Source organism: Nostoc sp. UIC 10890 (assembly GCF_054786515.1).
On record NZ_JBSGKF010000001.1, the window covers coordinates 2,738,687 to 2,755,835 of the forward strand.

Annotated in this window: 17 protein-coding genes; 10 read left to right on the forward strand and 7 right to left on the reverse strand. The window is 41.5% G+C overall.

The features are described 5' to 3' along the window. Positions 1 to 37: 37 nt before the first annotated feature. Positions 38 to 2,023: a sensor histidine kinase gene (locus ACWATR_RS10795; RefSeq protein WP_460332143.1), complete on the forward strand. Its 1,986-nt coding sequence runs from the start codon at positions 38 to 40 to the stop codon at positions 2,021 to 2,023. Between the two features lie 437 nt (positions 2,024 to 2,460). On the opposite strand, the gene ACWATR_RS10800 is transcribed toward ACWATR_RS10795, so the two are convergent. Then, positions 2,461 to 3,747, reverse strand: a complete 1,287-nt coding sequence (locus tag ACWATR_RS10800) for a glutamyl-tRNA reductase (RefSeq protein WP_460332145.1) — start codon at positions 3,745 to 3,747, stop codon at positions 2,461 to 2,463. Positions 3,748 to 3,987: 240 nt separating this feature from the next. After that, positions 3,988 to 5,025, reverse strand: coding sequence for a class II fructose-bisphosphatase (glpX, locus tag ACWATR_RS10805; RefSeq protein WP_194041998.1), 1,038 nt, complete (start codon positions 5,023 to 5,025; stop codon positions 3,988 to 3,990). Positions 5,026 to 5,378: 353 nt separating this feature from the next. Between glpX and ACWATR_RS10810 the strand changes: the two genes are divergently transcribed. The 7 genes from ACWATR_RS10810 (at position 5,379) to grxD (ending at position 9,936) form a co-directional block, all read left to right on the forward strand. Beyond that, entirely contained in the window at positions 5,379 to 5,951 is a 573-nt protein-coding gene (locus ACWATR_RS10810) for a DUF981 family protein (RefSeq protein WP_460332148.1), read from the forward strand. Between the two features lie 48 nt (positions 5,952 to 5,999). After that, positions 6,000 to 6,314, forward strand: a complete 315-nt coding sequence (grxC, locus tag ACWATR_RS10815) for a glutaredoxin 3 (RefSeq protein WP_069070140.1) — start codon at positions 6,000 to 6,002, stop codon at positions 6,312 to 6,314. 284 nt (positions 6,315 to 6,598) lie between these two features. Beyond that, complete coding sequence (gene tadA / locus ACWATR_RS10820) at positions 6,599 to 7,084, forward strand: tRNA adenosine(34) deaminase TadA (RefSeq protein WP_460332150.1); 486 nt, start codon at positions 6,599 to 6,601, stop codon at positions 7,082 to 7,084. 113 nt (positions 7,085 to 7,197) lie between these two features. Then, positions 7,198 to 7,953: a lysophospholipid acyltransferase family protein gene (locus tag ACWATR_RS10825; protein WP_460332152.1), complete on the forward strand. Its 756-nt coding sequence runs from the start codon at positions 7,198 to 7,200 to the stop codon at positions 7,951 to 7,953. 499 nt (positions 7,954 to 8,452) lie between these two features. Beyond that, entirely contained in the window at positions 8,453 to 9,061 is a 609-nt protein-coding gene (locus tag ACWATR_RS10830) for a hypothetical protein (protein ID WP_069070137.1), read from the forward strand. A 220-nt stretch (positions 9,062 to 9,281) separates the two neighbouring features. After that, complete coding sequence (locus tag ACWATR_RS10835) at positions 9,282 to 9,539, forward strand: BolA family protein (RefSeq protein ID WP_162396946.1); 258 nt, start codon at positions 9,282 to 9,284, stop codon at positions 9,537 to 9,539. Positions 9,540 to 9,612: 73 nt separating this feature from the next. Then, the gene (gene grxD / locus ACWATR_RS10840) at positions 9,613 to 9,936 is read left to right on the forward strand and encodes a Grx4 family monothiol glutaredoxin (RefSeq protein ID WP_181931897.1); all 324 of its coding nucleotides are present in this window, start codon (positions 9,613 to 9,615) and stop codon (positions 9,934 to 9,936) included. A gap of 795 nt (positions 9,937 to 10,731) precedes the next feature. On the opposite strand, the gene ACWATR_RS10845 is transcribed toward grxD, so the two are convergent. Then, the gene (locus ACWATR_RS10845; protein ID WP_069070134.1) at positions 10,732 to 10,980 is read right to left on the reverse strand and encodes a DUF6761 family protein; all 249 of its coding nucleotides are present in this window, start codon (positions 10,978 to 10,980) and stop codon (positions 10,732 to 10,734) included. Between the two features lie 587 nt (positions 10,981 to 11,567). Between ACWATR_RS10845 and ACWATR_RS10850 the strand changes: the two genes are divergently transcribed. Next, positions 11,568 to 12,341, forward strand: coding sequence for a response regulator transcription factor (locus ACWATR_RS10850; protein ID WP_069070133.1), 774 nt, complete (start codon positions 11,568 to 11,570; stop codon positions 12,339 to 12,341). Between the two features lie 89 nt (positions 12,342 to 12,430). Here the strand turns inward: ACWATR_RS10850 and ACWATR_RS10855 are convergent, their stop codons facing one another. The 4 genes from ACWATR_RS10855 to ACWATR_RS10870 form a co-directional block, all read right to left on the reverse strand. After that, the gene (locus ACWATR_RS10855; RefSeq protein ID WP_460332156.1) at positions 12,431 to 13,204 is read right to left on the reverse strand and encodes an ABC transporter ATP-binding protein; all 774 of its coding nucleotides are present in this window, start codon (positions 13,202 to 13,204) and stop codon (positions 12,431 to 12,433) included. Positions 13,205 to 13,231: 27 nt separating this feature from the next. Beyond that, positions 13,232 to 13,798: a hypothetical protein gene (locus tag ACWATR_RS10860; RefSeq protein WP_460332158.1), complete on the reverse strand. Its 567-nt coding sequence runs from the start codon at positions 13,796 to 13,798 to the stop codon at positions 13,232 to 13,234. Positions 13,799 to 13,915: 117 nt separating this feature from the next. Further along, a complete protein-coding gene (locus ACWATR_RS10865; RefSeq protein ID WP_460332160.1) occupies positions 13,916 to 14,377 on the reverse strand; it encodes a DUF4079 domain-containing protein in 462 nt (153 codons plus the stop codon). A 134-nt stretch (positions 14,378 to 14,511) separates the two neighbouring features. Then, positions 14,512 to 14,907 carry a DUF1830 domain-containing protein gene (locus ACWATR_RS10870; RefSeq protein WP_194041932.1) on the reverse strand — a complete coding sequence of 132 codons (396 nt, stop codon included), beginning with the start codon at positions 14,905 to 14,907 and terminating at the stop codon, positions 14,512 to 14,514. Positions 14,908 to 15,494: 587 nt separating this feature from the next. Here ACWATR_RS10870 and ACWATR_RS10875 point away from each other — a divergent pair. Continuing rightward, positions 15,495 to 17,087: a photosystem II high light acclimation radical SAM protein gene (locus ACWATR_RS10875; RefSeq protein ID WP_460332162.1), complete on the forward strand. Its 1,593-nt coding sequence runs from the start codon at positions 15,495 to 15,497 to the stop codon at positions 17,085 to 17,087. The last annotated feature ends 62 nt before the right edge of the window (positions 17,088 to 17,149 follow it).

The following is a 17,149-nucleotide window of genomic DNA, read 5'->3' on the forward strand; positions in this document are numbered from 1 at the left end:
TACGAATTACGAATTAGTAATTATTGTTAAATGTGCCATGCAGAGATTTTTCAGGGGGCTGAAACTCAGCCAAAAAATTGTTCTACCGATGCTTGCAGTTTGCCTGAGCGTATTCATGCTGGGCTTAGTAGTGCTAGGAAATTGGTTTACCGATAGTTTGCGGCAGAATTTCCGCCAAGAAATCGAAAGTTTTGCTGAACGAGTTCATCAGGATTTTCAGTATGAACAGCAAACCTTAGAAACTCAAATCGAACTGATTGCTAATCGAGATATGCTAAATCAGGCTGTGGAACAGCGCGATCAAAGTTTGCTTTTGCAAGTATTACTACCACTGAAATCTATCTTGAAATTGGATTGGATTAAGGTAATTGATACTCAGGGCAATGTCCTCGTAGATTTACGAAATAACTCCTTAAGTCAAGCCAATTTATTAGACGAAGTAGTTACTAGCACTGCTAGTAGAGGAGCGCATTTAGTCGATTTGGTAAATGTAGAAAGCAAACAACAAGTTCTCGAAGTGGTGACAAATGGAATCAAATCATCAGCAGGACTTTTGGGAGGAATCATCATTGGTAACTTAGTAGACGATACCCTAATACAAAAAATTGCCGAGGGTTCCTCAAAACAACTGATTGTCCACAGACAAAATCGTGTAGTTGCAACAACCTTGTTGATAGCCAAAGATGGAACTTGGGAATTTCCTCATCCTAATTTACCTGCTAGACAAATCACTATTGATCACAAAAACTATTTAGCTAAAAGCATCATATTTAGAGGAGTAAGTCAATCTTTAACAACCACAGTATTGTATCCTACCTCGCTTCTAGAAGTTGCTCAATGGAAGTTATGGAAGCATTTAGGATTGTTGTTTTTGTCAGGAAGCAGTATTGTGGCAGTTATTGGGTTTTTAATTGCACAGACTATTACTCGCCATCTGCACGCTGTTACACAAGTAGCACAACGAGTCACCCAAGAATCTAATTTTGATCTGCAAGCTCCTGTAACGACTCAAGACGAGGTGGGAATCTTAGCTATTGCTTTTAACCAGTTAATTCAACAAGTAAAGCGACTATTAGTAGAACAATATGAGGCGAAACAAAAATTAGAGTTTTACAGCCAAACACTAGAAGAAAAAATAGAAGAACGAACCCAAGCACTACGACAAAAAAATATTGCTCTCAAGGAGACTTTACAAGAACTCAGGCATACCCAGTCTCAATTAATCCAGAATGAAAAAATGTCTTCTTTGGGGCAATTAGTTGCTGGCATTGCTCATGAAATCAACAATCCAGTTAATTTTATCTACGGTAATCTTAAGCATACCGATGATTACACACAACAGTTGTTATGGTTACTTCAACTTTATCAAAAACATTATCCCTACCCAGAAACAGAAATTCAAAAAGCTAAAGAAGAAGCTGATATTGAATATTTAACAGAAGATTTGCCTAAAATGTTGACTTCCATGAAGATTGGAGCCAGTCGCATCCGGGAAATTGTCCTCAGTTTACGAATATTTTCTCGTTTGGATGAAGCCGAGTTTAAAACTGCTGATATTCATGAAGGGATTGACAGCACTCTGTTAATTTTACAACACCGGATCAAATACCAAAGCGATCGCCCTCAAATCACAGTGATTAAAGAGTACGCTGAAATCCCTAAAATTCAGTGCTTTGCAGGACAATTGAATCAAGTATTTATGAATATCTTGGCAAATGCTATTGATGCTTTAGAAGAGGCTTTTCAAAATGGGCTTTGTCCAGAACCGATAATTCGTATTTCTTCAGCGCAGGTGAATGAAAATATTGTTGTTCAGATTACTGATAATGGCACAGGGATTCCAGAAGCAATCCAGTCTCATCTATTTGACCCCTTTTTCACCACTAAACCTGTTGGCAAAGGTACTGGTATGGGATTATCCATTAGCTATCAAATTATTACTGAAAAACATGGTGGCTCGTTACAGTGCGTTTCATTACCGGGACAGGGTGCAGAGTTTGTAATTACAATCCCGATTCGATAGTTGATTTTGCACAATAACCAGGGATTGTAAATCCCTGTCTCATAGCTAAAGTCCTCTTCAGAGGACTTTAGCTAATGCTTTGAAAAGCGCAGTAAGATATTAAATTTCTCTGGTTGGATAATTAACTTCTAATTAGATATCTATCTAATTAGGGTCTGCTGAATAATGATAAAACGTTGATTTCTCAATGCTTTGGGGCTATTTTTGTAGAAACAGGTGCAAGTAAATTGGGGTATCAGGCTGAAAAATCTTGCATTTCTCATGGATTAGGTCACAAAAAAACACCAAAAATCAGGATGAAACTATTGCCTGTTGCCTATTCCCTATTGCCTACCCCAGCCATCAGACTTTTTCAGCAAGCCCTAATTAGAACTATATCTAATTGAAAAGCTCAGATCCCCAACTTCTCATAGAAATCGGGGATTTTTTTGTTCAGTTTAACTAAATTGTTCCTCTGCATCGAGGTTGAACAGCATTTGCAGAGTTTGCATACAGCGCCGTCTGGCTTCAACGTCTTGCTGCGATCGCAATTGCACCATCGGGTCATGTAAAATTTTATTGACAATTCCCCGTGTTAATGCCTCGATTACTTCTTGATGTTTTTCAGCGAATTCCGAACCCAATCTCGACAAAGCTTTTTCTAACTCTTGTTCGCGGATGGTTTCGACTTTATTTCGCAGACAGCTAATAGTGGTAACAGTTTCAAGAGAGCGCCACCAAATATCAAAGGCTTCGACTTCTTCTTCTAAAAGTTTCTCTGCTTCCTGTGCAATTTTCCGACGGCTTTCGTAGTTTTGCGCTACTACTGCCTTCAAATCATCCACATTAAACGCCTGCACATTTTCTAGTTCATTTACATCCGCATGAACATTACGCGGCACAGAAATATCAAATAACATTAGAGAGCGCTGAACTTCTAAAACCATTTCCAATTTGGCACGGTCAAGTATTGGCTCTGTAGCAGAAGTACTTGTAAACACCAAATCACTATCGGCAATTACTGCCATCATTTCCGATAGTGGATGAATATTGATCGGTTGTTGAGGGAACTGCTTTGTTAATTCTAGGGCGCGATCGCGAGAGCGATTTACAATACTAATTTCCACAGCACCTTTAGAAATGAGGTGTTGCACCAGTAGCCGCGACATTTTACCAGCACCCAAAATTACCACTCGGCAAGCTGCTAAATTTGCCACTTTTATCTGCGCTAACTCTACAGCTGCCGAACTGATCGAGACAGCACCAGTACCAATACTAGTTTCAGTGCGAACCCGCTTCCCAGCTGTCAGCGCTTGTTTAAATAATCGATTCAAAATGGTTTTTATACCACTATATTGCTGTCCCAGTTTGTGAGTAGTCTTCACCTGAGCCAGAATTTGACCTTCTCCAAGTACCAGACTATCTAAACCACCTGCTACCCGCATAACGTGCATTACTGCATCATCATGCAGCAACATAAACAAGTGTTGTCGCAGAGAAAGCACGGGTAATTTACTGTATTCCGCAAGAAACTGCGTTACTTCCCGAATACCTTGGTCTGCTTCACTGGTGACAATATAAATTTCCAGACGGTTACAAGTACTAAGAATTGCAACTTCATCAATATGGGGATAGCTGGCCAGTTGAGCGATCGCACTTTCAATTTGTGGTTCTGGAATGCTCAGTTTTTCCCGGACTTCTACAGGGGCTGTTTTATGGCTTAACCCCACCACTGCTATATTCATTTGCTAAATCGTAGTTACTAATTGGTAGTTGGCAATCGGGCAGTGAGTGAAAATAGGGAATGGGGAATTATTATTTATTGGTTGATAGTTTTTTCAACCAACAAACAATAATTAATCACTAAATACTAACTACTAACTAGTGTAAAGATGAAGCATTTAGGTGACTATTTTTCCGTTTTATAGAAAGATTTATTTCCAAATGCTTCGTCCCTACTTTTACCATTCCCCATTCCCTAAAAATTAGTTCAGTTGGAGAGTCTTGGGTTTACCAAACATGTGAATTGTATCAACAAATCGAGCCGTATTCGATTGGTTGGAAATTACCAAGCTTTGAGTTCTTGCTCCACCGCTGAAGAAACGTACACCTTCCATGAGATTACCAGCGGTAATGCCGCAAGCAGCGAACAGAACAGTTTCACCAGATGCCAGTTCATGAGCATCATAGACCTTATCGGGGTCATTGATATTCATAGACTTTAAACGATCAATGTTGGCTTCTCTGCTTTCTCCAATCAGACCTGTTTTTACGATTGCGGGATCGTAAATCAGTTGACCTTGGAAGTGTCCACCCAAAGCACGCATTGCAGCTGCTGAGATTACACCTTCAGGAGCCGCACCGATACCCATCAGCGCGTGGATATTAGTTCCAGCAAAACCGCAGCTTATAGCTGCACCCACATCACCATCTGAAATTAGGGCGACTCTCGCTCCAGCCTCACGGATTTCTTTAATTAAATCGTTGTGGCGTTCGCGCTTCATCACCACGATCACGAGTTCTTCAATAGAACGCTCTAGACACTCAGAGAGAATCTTGAGGTTTTCTGTTGCTGACTTGTTGATGTCTACCTTGCCTTTAGCTGCCGGAGGTGCTGCTAACTTCTTCATGTAAAAGTCAGGAGCAGCAAATAATCCACCCTTTTCAGAAATTGCCAAGACAGCCATCGAACCAGGTTGCCCATAAGCTACTAAGTTCGTACCTTCACAAGGGTCAACAGCGATATCAATTTCGATTAATTCATCAGGGTTACAGAGAGCTGAGGCATTTGGTTGGGTACAGATACCAACTTCTTCCCCGATGTATAACATAGGCGCGTCATCACGTTCGCCTTCCCCGATCACAATGCGACCCCGCATATAGATTTTATTCATCCGCTCCCGCATAGCTTCCACAGCTACCTGGTCAGCGATATTTTTTTCGCCTTTACCCATCCACTTTGCGGATGCGATCGCGGCTTGCTCTACTACTTCAATAATCTCTAAACCAAGTGTATTTTCCACAGAGTTTGCCCTCTCAGCTGCTTGAATTTGCGTCGTTTTATCTGCCTATTTCAGTTTTCAAGTCTACCAAAGGGCGGATACACGTGGAAGAAAGTTAAGTTTTACTGCTAACTCGTTAGAAAAGTGCCAGTTAAGACATCCTAATTTTTCACTCCTACAACTCCAGTATAAAACCTGTTTAAAAGTTACTAAGTTAAGAACTGGTACAAATATTTAGCAGTGTAGATCCATAATGTTGCTTTTATTCAGGTCTATCTTTAGGTATAAAATAACAAACAAGAAAGCTAGTAGATTCACTAAAAACTGAAAAACGATACACAAAGTAAATATCTGGTCAAATTAAGAGGTTAATCGTGTTTATCGACTACATCACTCTAATGTTAATCAATATGGTAGCTGGGTTATTTCTACTGGCTGACTATGTATATCGTGGTATAGATAGCTCTAATCAAAAGCAGTGGATTCCCGGTTTCGGGATTACAGGCGCGATCGCACTCACAACTGGTTTACACATGAGTTTTACCTGGCCAGTTACCGGCAGCTTTAACATTGCCTTCGGTGAAACAAGTGTTCTTTTTGGAATCTTGTTTGTTGCGGCTGCGATCGCCCTTGCTCAAAATTGGGATTTATTGACAATAGCAGTTTACGGCTTTTTTGCTGGTGCAGTTGCGATCGTAGTCGGTATCCGCATCATCAACTTGAATATGACACGCCAACCGCTTTTATCAGGAATCGGCTTTATTTTAACCGGGTTAGGTGGTGTTTTTGCAGCACCAACTCTCTATTGGAAAACCAACCGAACTTGGCGCCTAATTGGCGTAGCAGTGCTGATAGTAGCCGCTTTAATTTGGGCATTGACTGGATATTTGGCTTACTGGAATCATTTAGAGAGCTTCCAAAAGTGGGTTCCGGCGCCGATGCGATAAGCAATGATCTAGGCTAGAGACATAGTTTCAACCTTGCTTAATAAAAATATGCTGGACTTTCTTAATCCCCTCTTAAATCGCCATCCAGAGCGAGTCAAAGCCAATGTCGAACTTTACACCTGGCAAACTTGCCCTTACTGTATTCGTGCCAAAATGTTGCTGTGGTGGAAAGGTGTAAATTTTACTGAATATAAAATCGACGGCGACGAAGCAGCCAGAGCTAAAATGGCAGAACGCGCTAACGGACGCCGTACAGTACCACAAATTTTTATCAATAACCAGCACATTGGCGGCTGCGATGACCTCTATCAGCTAGACACACAAAGTCAACTCGATCCCCTTTTAGCCCAAGCCGCTATTTAGCATTGAAGGAGGCAGAGGGCAGGAGGTTTTACCTCAGTTGGGGATTCAGACCCAATACAGTTCAGATAACACCAAAACACTTGTAGATACGGCGATTTATCGCGTCTCGAAAACCCACGATTTTGTACAATTAGCCCTTAACCCAACCGTATTGGATTCAGACCCCCTCCTGTTGAGAGAGCCGCCAAATTTTAATTTGGTGTTATTGTCTTAAACCCTTGCTCTATGAGAAGTTGTGGCAGATAGCAAGAAGCAGTATTCCCTCTGCCTTTCTTGATAAGAATATGCTAACTAAATACACAGAATATCTTATACATCAACAATGGATGAGTTATGCCCTAGAATTAGCAAAAACAGCAGGTGATGCAGGTGAAGTCCCTGTAGGTGCTGTTATCATTGATCCAACAGGCAAATTGCTGGCACAAGGAGAAAACAGAAAAGAACGTGACAAAGACCCTACCGCCCATGCGGAAATTCTCGCTCTCAAGAGAGCTGCAACAACTTTACAAAATTGGCATCTTAATGAATGCACACTCTATGTAACTCTTGAACCTTGCCCCATGTGTGCAGGTGCGATCATTCAAGCGCGTCTAGGATTAGTTGTATATGGAGTAGACGATACAAAAACTGGCGCAATTCGTACAGTTATTAACATACCCGACAGTACTGCTTCTAATCACCGTCTCCAAGTAATCGGAGGCATTCTAGAGTCAGCTTGTCGTCAGCAATTACAGACTTGGTTTGCCACTAAGCGGCGTAGGGTAAACTAACGGACAGAGGTAAAACTGTCCATCTAGTACGACACAAGTCACGCAAGAGAATCTACGGTGTAACTAATCAGGCTTTCCGTTAAATTTTTACCCGTCAATCAGCTGCATCCGTCATGATGGAATTTTACTCTTCATCCGATACCTGCCAGCGCCCACCAGCAGATCCTCAAGTAGCTCGTACTACTTCAAGGGTTTCTCCTTGGTTAAGTCCCCTGGCATATTTATTAGGGCGTCACTGCCTATTACCATTATTCTTTGGACAAATTAGAATAACCGGACAAAAAAATATCCCTACAACTGGGCCTGTTATCCTTGCACCTACCCATCGGGCGCGTTGGGATGCCTTGCTTGTACCCTACGCTACTGCTTGTCTGAGAAAGCAAGACTTGCGATTTATGGTCACTATTGACGAATGCCAAGGTTTGCAAGGCTGGTTTGTTCAACGTTTAGGGGGGTTTCCTGTAAATTCTAAGCATCCGTCAATCCGCACGCTGCGACATGGAGTAGACCTACTTCAGCAGCACAAAACCCTGGTAATCTTTCCAGAAGGTAATATTTTTCGCGATGGCCAAGTTCACCAGTTGAAGCCAGGAATTGCTCGTCTTGCTTTGAGTGCTGAATCTAGTCATTCCGGGCTGGGAGTGAAAATTATACCCATAGGCATTAATTACAGCCAACCCTATCCAAATTGGGGTACAGATGTAAGTATTGACATTGGCTCCCCAATCAGAGTGACGGATTACATGAGTGGCTGTATAAAACAAGATGCCAAAAGCATCACATCTGATTTAGCAAAGGCACTGCAACAATTAAGCCATCAAGAAACAAAAGTTACTAATCACGCATTTGCAGAAATTACTAATTCTTGATCTAGTTAAACATCAAGAAAGAGTTCCAAGACTGGCTCTTAAGCATTGACCATTAATCGTGCATGATTAAGAAACTGCACGTTTTCAAGGTTTGACACTAATTGCTAACTGCTATATCCATCCTGAATAAGTCACAAAAGATTAGTGATATTTGTAACCTTTGAGGATGTATACATATATAGATTACTCTCTATCTACGCGATATTCAGCCAAATTGGCATTTTTTTGAGCAAATAGCTAAGAGTTATCTGCAAACTATTGAATTGATTGATGATCTATAGAGAAATTAACGCGTTAACCCAGTCCACTGTGGGTATCGCTGATCACAACTATTTAAGTTAGTTACTATACAGGGGTAATGGGAACTCTATTAAACCGATTTTCAGTCCTAAATCAGAGATACTTAGGATGTAACTTTGCTTTGTCCAATACCAAAACAGAGTTAAGATACCCGAAGTTTCCATAACTTGTTTATATAGTTGTCGCACTAATTGATCCCATGAACACTGCTGCCGCTGTTACCTTGATGCACCGTACTGTTTTATCAGTCATAGCAGTCCTTAGTCTGCTATCACCTGTGAATGCTCAGGTATCACAGTCACCAGGCACTACCAGCCAACCACAACCCATTGACCCCAACGATCCCAATAACCTCCGCCCCATAACCCAAAGTAACAGCCTTTTGAGCATTGAAGGTGGCGATCGCTTAGTAAAAGATGCAGAACAAGCCGTTTCTGCTCAAAACTACCCCTTAGCTGCTAAGAAACTACAAGAAGCACGTCAGGTTTATAATCAGCTATCTAATTTTTATCAAGAGTTAAATTCTAGCTTTTCGGGAATTGACAATAGAGTTTCTGATTCTCAGCGTCAAAAAGCTCTATTAACAGCCCAAAAGCGAGATGAAGCTACCTTTCAGCTAGCATTGGTACATCGCGCCCAAAATCAGCCAGAATTAGCTGTACCGTTATTAGTTCAAATAATTAAGAGTCAAAATCCGACACGGGATTTAGGCAAGAAAGCCTATAAACAGTTGTTTGAATTGGGTTTTGTTGATTCTCCTTATCCCAGAGAAGGCGGTACTTCATCTTCCTCATCGCCAAAAAAATAAATTAAATTTTTGTTGTCTCTTTTTTCCTATCTCCCCAACCAGTCGCCTGGAAATGCTCCAGTGCTAGGATAGAGCTATCTACCGTAGCCAAAATCTGAGCGTTCTCAAAAATACACCTCAGAGGCGCGTTTATCTACAGCCTTGCCAAAACCTGAAGTTGGCACAGGCATTTGCTCCATATCTGTTAATAATAGAAAAGTAAGTTTTTTCAGGAATTGCGATGATTAGTCCGCAGCAGGTTGAGGCAATGATCAAGGCGGAACTGCCAGACGCCCAGGTTCAGGTGCAAGACTTGACTGGTGGCGGTGACCACTATCAGGTGACAGTAGTTTCATCGCACTTTGCAGGTAAGGGACTAGTGCAACAGCACCAGTTAGTTTATGGTGCGTTGGGTCAAGCTATGTCAACTGAAGCAATTCATGCCTTGGCGGTGAAAACATACACTCCCGAAGCTTGGCAAGCAACAGCAGCTTCGTAAATAAGAGTTAGGAGTTATGAATTTTGACTCCTCACTCCTCACTGTTGAATCCAACATAGGAAACATAAATACCATGACACCAGAACTCAAAGACAAAATTGATAGCTTGCTACAAGAGAACAAGATTTTAGTTTTCATGAAGGGAAACAAGTTAATGCCCCAATGTGGTTTCTCCAACAACGTTGTGCAGATTCTCAATACCTTGGGAGTTCCCTTTGAGACGATTGACGTTCTATCAGACCCTGAAATACGTCAAGGTATTAAAGAATACTCTAGCTGGCCCACAATTCCCCAAGTGTATATCAATGGTGAATTCCTTGGCGGTTCTGACATCTTGATTGAACTTTACCAAAAAGGTGAATTGCAACAAAAGGTAGAAGTAGCTCTAGCCTCGTAAGCTCCGGTTTACAACAAACCAGAGGCTATCTTTTTGAATCTGTGCTTTGCAATCAAGGCAGTGTACCGTTTTTAATGTCCTTGAAAGGGGAAATATATCTCCCCTTTCAAGGTTTTTTAATAGGTTTCTGATAAAAATACTTGACCGAAAAAAAAGTATACAAGCCCGAATGGCACTAAGTTAAGACACAGCCCTTGTTCTGACTGGTTCCCAGCCTGGAGGCTGGGAACCAGTCAGAACAAGCTTTTGGACTTTTCTTAGTGCTATTCTATACAAGCCCCTAAATTTAACCTGAAAACCAGTTTAGAACAAGCTTGTAGAGATTATCTTGTTCCCAGTCTCTAACTGAGAATACCCAATGAGGCTACACCCTCAAAACTTGCGGCAAAGTCGCAATGAATAGCATTTCCAGCTAGAAGCTGGAAACGATGTTTTAAAGGGGTTTGGGCTTAAGTTGACACTAATGACGAGACGCCACCGCAGAATAAATAATTGGATATTTTTTTATTTGGAAGTCCCTTAAATTTATTTATAGGAATTGTAATTTTTAATTCCTCTAACGCTAATAGCATCTCGTAGAGAAGAGGGTAACCTGTCTTTGAATCAATTTCAGGTTAAATCAACAATCCCCTCAGTCGCATTGGCAAGACCAATATAGGGCTGAGGGGATGCGTTTTATCAATACAATAATTTCTCCAAATTTCACACCACGGCAACCCGTTGACCAATACAGATAATATGCTATAATTATCTGCGGTAATTAACGGTTACTATCAATGACCAGATAAATGGTACTTAGTAGTAATCGGGTTGTGGCTGTGGTTGCGGCACTGCAAAATTTGACCCATCGTACAAGTAGCGGCTGGCTTCCTCTTCTAGGCGATGAATCAGATAAGGTTCAATGACGTTGCTATGTCGCAATGCGGCTAGATATCCATCCAAATACATCCGCATGTCATCCGTGCGATAACCGCGATTCCATAACTCGGCGAAGGCGTCGGTGAGTCTTTGGTAATAGCGGATGGTTTGTGTGTCTTGGAGCATAACTGCTGTATTAATCTCTTTGGAATGAGAATTGTAAATGATTCACGCTCAAATGTGAAGTGTAATTTCACTTTGGCATCAACTCAAAGTCAACACATCTACTTTGGGCAGTACCCTCCTAGCAGCTACAAGCTACTTTTATCCTATTCCAGAAAACATCGATTCTAGTGACCAGCTAAGTTATTTTTATGATTTTCATGGTCAACAGCCCAATTGTATTGATGTTATATTTCTGGATAGGGGCGCTAGATTTTTTGCGGAAAAAATCTACTTTCATCATCAGGTTAAAAAGCTGTTGTACTAATGGTTAGCTGGTTGGGTTATAAATATTTTCCACATTACACCCATCTAAAAACAGAATATTAAGCTAAAAGAACTTTTGATAAGTCTAACAAACCTTTCGATAAATTTAATAAAAATTTAACAATATTTCTAATCGCCTTTTGGCAAGGCATAAATTAAAGATATTGCCACTCTTTTTATGAGGAAATGTAAAGCTAATAGTAATTGAAGTAACAAAGGCTACAAAACCTTAGAGATGGGCTTGTTACTTTGAAAGTCATCAGACGCTAAGGGGTCTTGCCGCCGTGGGTTCGGTTTGTATAGAAATCATTGAGGGGAATCCCCATCTGAGGTCGTTGTTGGGTTGGCACTTGCAACAACTGGAATACCGTGTGCATCAAGCTGCCAGCATTTATCAAGCAAGGGAAGTATTTTTAAGCCATCAACCAACACTGGTAGTTTTAGATGCAGACCTGCCTGATGGTGATGGCATTGAGTTTTGTCGTTGGTTGCATCGTCAGCAGCAGCCTCTAATCTTAATGCTATCTGCCCGTAATAGTGAAGCTGATATCGTTGCAGGTTTAAAGGCAGGTGCAGATGATTACCTGAGCAAACCTTTTGGGATGCAAGAGTTTTTGGCACGGGTAGAGGCACTGATTCGCCGAAAGCGCACACCTACTGCACCAGCTTACTTGGATTATGGCACTTTGCAAATCGATTTAGTTCAGCGCCGCGTCCGCTTCCAAGGGGAGTTCATTGACTTAACGCCCCAGGAATTCAGTTTGCTGTACGTTTTGGCACAAGCTGGTGGAGTACCTCTAAGTAGGTCGGAATTGCTGCGTCGTGCTTGGCCTGATGCTATCGATAACCCTCGTACCATTGATACTCACGTTTTGTCGCTGCGGAAAAAGGTTGAACTTGATCCTCGGCAACCCAATTTGATTCAAACTATCCGCAATGTTGGATACCGTTTTAACATGGAAATTTTGAATACTAATATTTCACAGTCACAAACAACAAAGTTAGCTAGAGAGAGATTTAGTAATCAACGTTCAACACTTAGTAGTAGTCAAGTGTGAATGGGGCATTGGGCATGGGGCATTGGGCATTGAGTACTGGGGTGAGGGGGGGTAAGAAAACAATTCCTGATTCCTGTCTCATCCAAAATTTAAAATCCAAAATCGTCTTGAGCAGCTGCTTGAATCAAGCTTTTTCGTAATTCAACCCAGTCTATCTCTGAGGCTGTTTGATTTGCGAATAAATGACCTTGTTGCAGGTGTAATAACCGAGTGCAAAACATCTGGGCTAGTTCCAGTTGGTGATTGACCATCAGAATTGTGGTTTGATGAGTTTGACTCAACTGGTTTAGGATTTGCATTAGATGAGTAGCCGTACCAGCATCTAGGGCAGAGGTTGGCTCGTCTAATAATAATATTTTAGGCTGGATGACTAAAGCACGAGCGATCGCTACTAGTTGTCGTTGTCCTGAAGAAAGTTGCACCTCTGTTCGCTCTAACCATTCATTGGGAATGTGCAGTTGGTCTGTCCAGTGATTGACTCGTTGCTGAATTGTCTGTTTGGGCAAACCACGCAAAACTAAAGGATAAGCCAAGGATTGCCCAACTGTCATCCCCAACAGTTTAGATTCTTGCAATACAAGTGTCACTATTTGGCGTAGCTGGATGACAGGAATTTGGCGATATTCTTGATTTTCGAGATAGAGTTTACCACTTGTGGGTTCAATTAGGCGGTTGATAAGGCGTAATAACGAAGTTTTTCCAGCGCCTACTGGGCCTACAATTGCAATGCATTCGCTCTGAAATACTTCCAAGTCAATATCTCGCAATATGGGATACCCTTGCTGATTGCCGGGAAGTTGGGTTTTCAGCTTTGTAAACAGATTAACTTGCTCTAGCCTGAGTGTGGCTTTTGCTGTATTCAACAGGACTGGGGATTGCAGAGAAATAACCTAAGTTAATTGTGTACTAGTTAAGGCTGTAGCGATCGCCCAGCCATCGACTAATAGTAGCAGCAGTGTGCATCCCAGTAAAATCAGGTACATCCAGGGCTGCGCTAAAGGGCGAACATCTGTGGTGTCAATGCTCGTCTTTGCTTGGACAATTTGCACCAAACGGGCAAATCCAGCTACACGCATCGGTAATAAATAAGCTTTCCCATCCTGGCTGAGGAAGTAATAAACTAGTCCTCCTTGTCCAGTGCTGCGGGGTTTTAACTCTTTGACTTGTGACCAAGTTAAAGACCAGCCTTTACGAAAAAAGCTCGGCACCCAGGCGGGGTAAGTAACCTGAATTCCCTCGTCATCTACCATTACTTGTTCAGTTAATACTGCGTACAAGGCAACAAAACCTATACCAATCCCTATCCACAATAATTCTGGAGGTACGGGTGCGGCTGTTACCTGCGATAAAAAAGGTAATGGGACTGTGAGTGCTATGTATAGACTCAGCAACGTTATCCGAATCAAAGGAGACAGACGAAAAATAGAAGTTGAGATATTGGCTGAGTTTGCTGTCACGGCTCAATTACAATGCTTTTCTTCATTGTAGGGTAAGTCTATGTCTTAGCTGGAGTGTTGCAAATAAGGTATGCCACTTTAATAATTCGTAATTCGTAATTCGTAATTCGTAATTGTTTAGGGTAAATACTTTTGTACTACAATCCAACCAGTCAGGGATACCCAGGCAAATCCTACAAATAGAATAATATTTGCGCCGATGTGTAAGGGTCTAGCCCAAGGTCGTCTGGCACTAATTTGTGTGGCGCTGAAAGCAGACAGTAAAACTAATGCTACCACTATTAACCCAGCAACCAAATGTGACGAGTGTCCTAGTGAGCCAAAGTGCCCTAAAGTGCCAACAATGCCGATCGCTAGCAGTAGTAGCACTAAACTTACCATGCTGATGCCCATTGTATAGTGGAGCGATCGCACCCCTTTATTACCGCCTATAAATGGCGTAATAAAAGGAAATTGTTGCGAAGTTCTCGCCCGAAACATCCAAACGCCGGTGATTGCTAACATTAGATATGCCAGCAGGGACAACCCCATCGACCAGGCCGCTATTTTCCACAACCAAAGAAATGAAGGCAGATTCATAAGAATGATTGTAGATGAGATGAGGGAGACAATGAGAATAACCAATGCCCCATACCCAATAAATAATAAACAAAAAGTAAACAAAAAGGGCTGCTAAATTAGCAACCCTTAAATTTAGATAAAATTGTTTTTTTTTAATCAACCGATGCTAAACCAAGAATTTGCAAGGGTTTTGTAGTATCTCCGATTTTTGTATTAATTTGCTGCACCATTAATTTGGTATTAAAAGGGTCTTTTTCATCTGATGAGTCTGTATCAAACTCATTAGTACTGGGTTCTTCGAGCATCAGGCGATCGCACGGAATCTTATCGGATAAAATTGCACTTGCCATCATCCCTGTATGAATCTCCACTTGACCTTTTCGCGGAGCTTCAAAAACTAAACGTTGTCCAGGGAAAACAACCCTTTCAAAATACCAGTTGGGAATATTGGAGATGCGAGCTACCTGTATTTTGCTCGTGGCATTAATGTAGCAGCAGAGAATTTTTCCTGATTGCTCAGGTGGTAGAGGATCTAATATTTGAGCCATAACTGCTGAGGAGCTTTACGCCACAATTTTACATTACACTAGCCAAGCCTAGCACCCACTGATCCCCAGTTGTTGTAACTGCGAATACCAACTGAGTATTTGTAGATTATTTCTGTCTAAAGATATATTTTCAGTTATGAAAATTTTGTAATTATTCACACCTTTTTCGGAATTATACACTATAAATAAAAGTTTTTGATATTTTTTGCTGGTATAAAAGTTTCAATTCTCTTAAAGCAGATTGTTAAGGAATTGACATAACAACGATCCCCTTGCTTTTAGCATAGCGAGGAAGTGAGTTTTGCTGTTTCATCTATCCCAGAATTAATCGCCTGGGATCATCACTTAATGAATAAACTCGATGTTATGGTAAAGCTATATGAAAAATGTCTTCATAAACCTCTCTATAGATTCTATGTATGTTTTATGCACAGCAATTTTAGCGTTTTCCGCGGTTGCTAACAGCAGGTTTTCAATACCAGTAATCGGCTGAAATGTCAAGCACGATTGTGATAAATAAAACCAAATAAAACAAGCACACACTTTAAGACTGGATGTTTCTCTCGCTTTCTCCACAGATTGGCAAGATGGAAGTTAAAACACAGATGATGGAAAATCGAATTCTTTACGTTCGCCTTCCTTGTAACCCCATCTTTCCTATTGGGGTTGTCTACCTAAGCGATCATGTCCACAAGCAGTTTCCTAATATTGAACAGCGCATCTTTGATTTGGGAACAGTACCACCTTTAGATTACAGTTCGGCTCTGGATCGCTGTATTGATGAATTTAAACCGACACTACTAGTATTTTCTTGGCGGGATATTCAAATTTATGCCCCAGTTGGCGGACGTGGTGGCAACCCTCTGCAAAACGCTTTTGAATTTTACTATGCCAAGAATCCTCTATTGAAACTACGCGGCGGATTGGGCGGTTTGCGAATCTTCATTGCTTACTATGTAGAGTTGTGGCGAAACCAGGGCTTAATCAAACGCGGTTTAAACCGTGCCCAAAAATATAATTCTGATGCTCGTGTAGTTGTCGGTGGTGGTGCAGTCAGCGTATTTTACGAACAATTGGGCAAAAGCTTACCTCAAGGGACAATTATTTCTGTAGGTGAAGGCGAAACCCTGCTGGAAAAACTTTTAAGTGGCAAAGATTTTCGAGATGAACGCTGTTACGTTGCCGGAGAAACTCAACCACGTCAACGGCTAATTCACGAACAACCCACCCCAATAGAAAAAACAGCTTGTAACTACGACTATATCGAAAGCATCTGGCCGGAATTTAACTTTTACCTGCAAGAGCAAGACTTTTATATAGGTGTACAAACTAAGCGTGGTTGTCCTCACAACTGTTGTTATTGCGTCTACACCGTTGTCGAAGGCAAACAAGTACGCATCAACCCAGCAGATGAAGTAGTTGCTGAGATGCGCCAATTATACGATCGCGGCATTCGCAATTTCTGGTTTACTGATGCCCAATTCATCCCCGCGAAAAAATTTATCGCCGATGCTGTAGAACTATTGCAAAAAATCGTCGATTCTGGTATGACAGATATCCACTGGGCAGCATATATCAGAGCCGACAATTTGACACCAGAATTGTGTGACTTGATGGCGAAAACTGGGATGAACTATTTTGAAATCGGGATTACCAGTGGTTCTCAAGAACTTGTGCGGAAAATGCGGATGGGGTATAACTTGCGAACCGTCTTGCAAAACTGTCGTGACTTAAAAGCTGCTGGTTTCAACGACGTAGTTTCCGTTAACTACTCCTTTAATGTGATTGACGAACGTCCCGAAACCATCCGTCAAACCATCGCTTACCACCGCGAACTAGAACGGATTTTTGGTGCTGATAAAGTCGAACCCGCCATTTTCTTTATTGGACTACAACCCCATACCCATTTAGAAGAATACGCTTTCAAAGAAGGCATCCTCAAACCAGGATACGATCCAATGAGTTTGATGCCGTGGACAGCCAAAAAACTTCTCTGGAATCCCGAACCCCTTGGTTCATTCTTCGGCGAAGTCTGCTTGCAAGCTTGGCAACAAAACCCCAACGACTTCGGGCGCGAAGTCATGAAAATCTTAGAAGAAAAGCTGGGTTGTGCTGACTTAGAAGCAGCATTGACAGCACCATTAGAGACGAAAGAAAAACAGTTAGCGGGTGTATCCTAGAAAACACTAAAATGTGGAGAAATTGAGAATTCTGAATTTCTCCCTCTATCTTCCTCAGTGCC

Bases quoted from the DNA above. Each gene is read 5' to 3' on its own strand.
- ACWATR_RS10795 (WP_460332143.1), top strand. From the start codon at position 38: ATGCAGAGATTTTTCAGGGGGCTGAAACTCAGCCAAAAAATTGTTCTA.
- ACWATR_RS10800 (WP_460332145.1), bottom strand. From the start codon at position 3,747: ATGAATATAGCAGTGGTGGGGTTAAGCCATAAAACAGCCCCTGTAGAA.
- grxC (WP_069070140.1), top strand. From the start codon at position 6,000: ATGCTGGACTTTCTTAATCCCCTCTTAAATCGCCATCCAGAGCGAGTC.
- tadA (WP_460332150.1), top strand. From the start codon at position 6,599: ATGCTAACTAAATACACAGAATATCTTATACATCAACAATGGATGAGT.
- ACWATR_RS10825 (WP_460332152.1), top strand. From the start codon at position 7,198: ATGATGGAATTTTACTCTTCATCCGATACCTGCCAGCGCCCACCAGCA.
- ACWATR_RS10830 (WP_069070137.1), top strand. From the start codon at position 8,453: ATGAACACTGCTGCCGCTGTTACCTTGATGCACCGTACTGTTTTATCA.
- ACWATR_RS10835 (WP_162396946.1), top strand. From the start codon at position 9,282: ATGATTAGTCCGCAGCAGGTTGAGGCAATGATCAAGGCGGAACTGCCA.
- grxD (WP_181931897.1), top strand. From the start codon at position 9,613: ATGACACCAGAACTCAAAGACAAAATTGATAGCTTGCTACAAGAGAAC.
- ACWATR_RS10845 (WP_069070134.1), bottom strand. From the start codon at position 10,980: ATGCTCCAAGACACACAAACCATCCGCTATTACCAAAGACTCACCGAC.
- ACWATR_RS10865 (WP_460332160.1), bottom strand. From the start codon at position 14,377: ATGAATCTGCCTTCATTTCTTTGGTTGTGGAAAATAGCGGCCTGGTCG.
- ACWATR_RS10870 (WP_194041932.1), bottom strand. From the start codon at position 14,907: ATGGCTCAAATATTAGATCCTCTACCACCTGAGCAATCAGGAAAAATT.
- ACWATR_RS10875 (WP_460332162.1), top strand. From the start codon at position 15,495: ATGGAAGTTAAAACACAGATGATGGAAAATCGAATTCTTTACGTTCGC.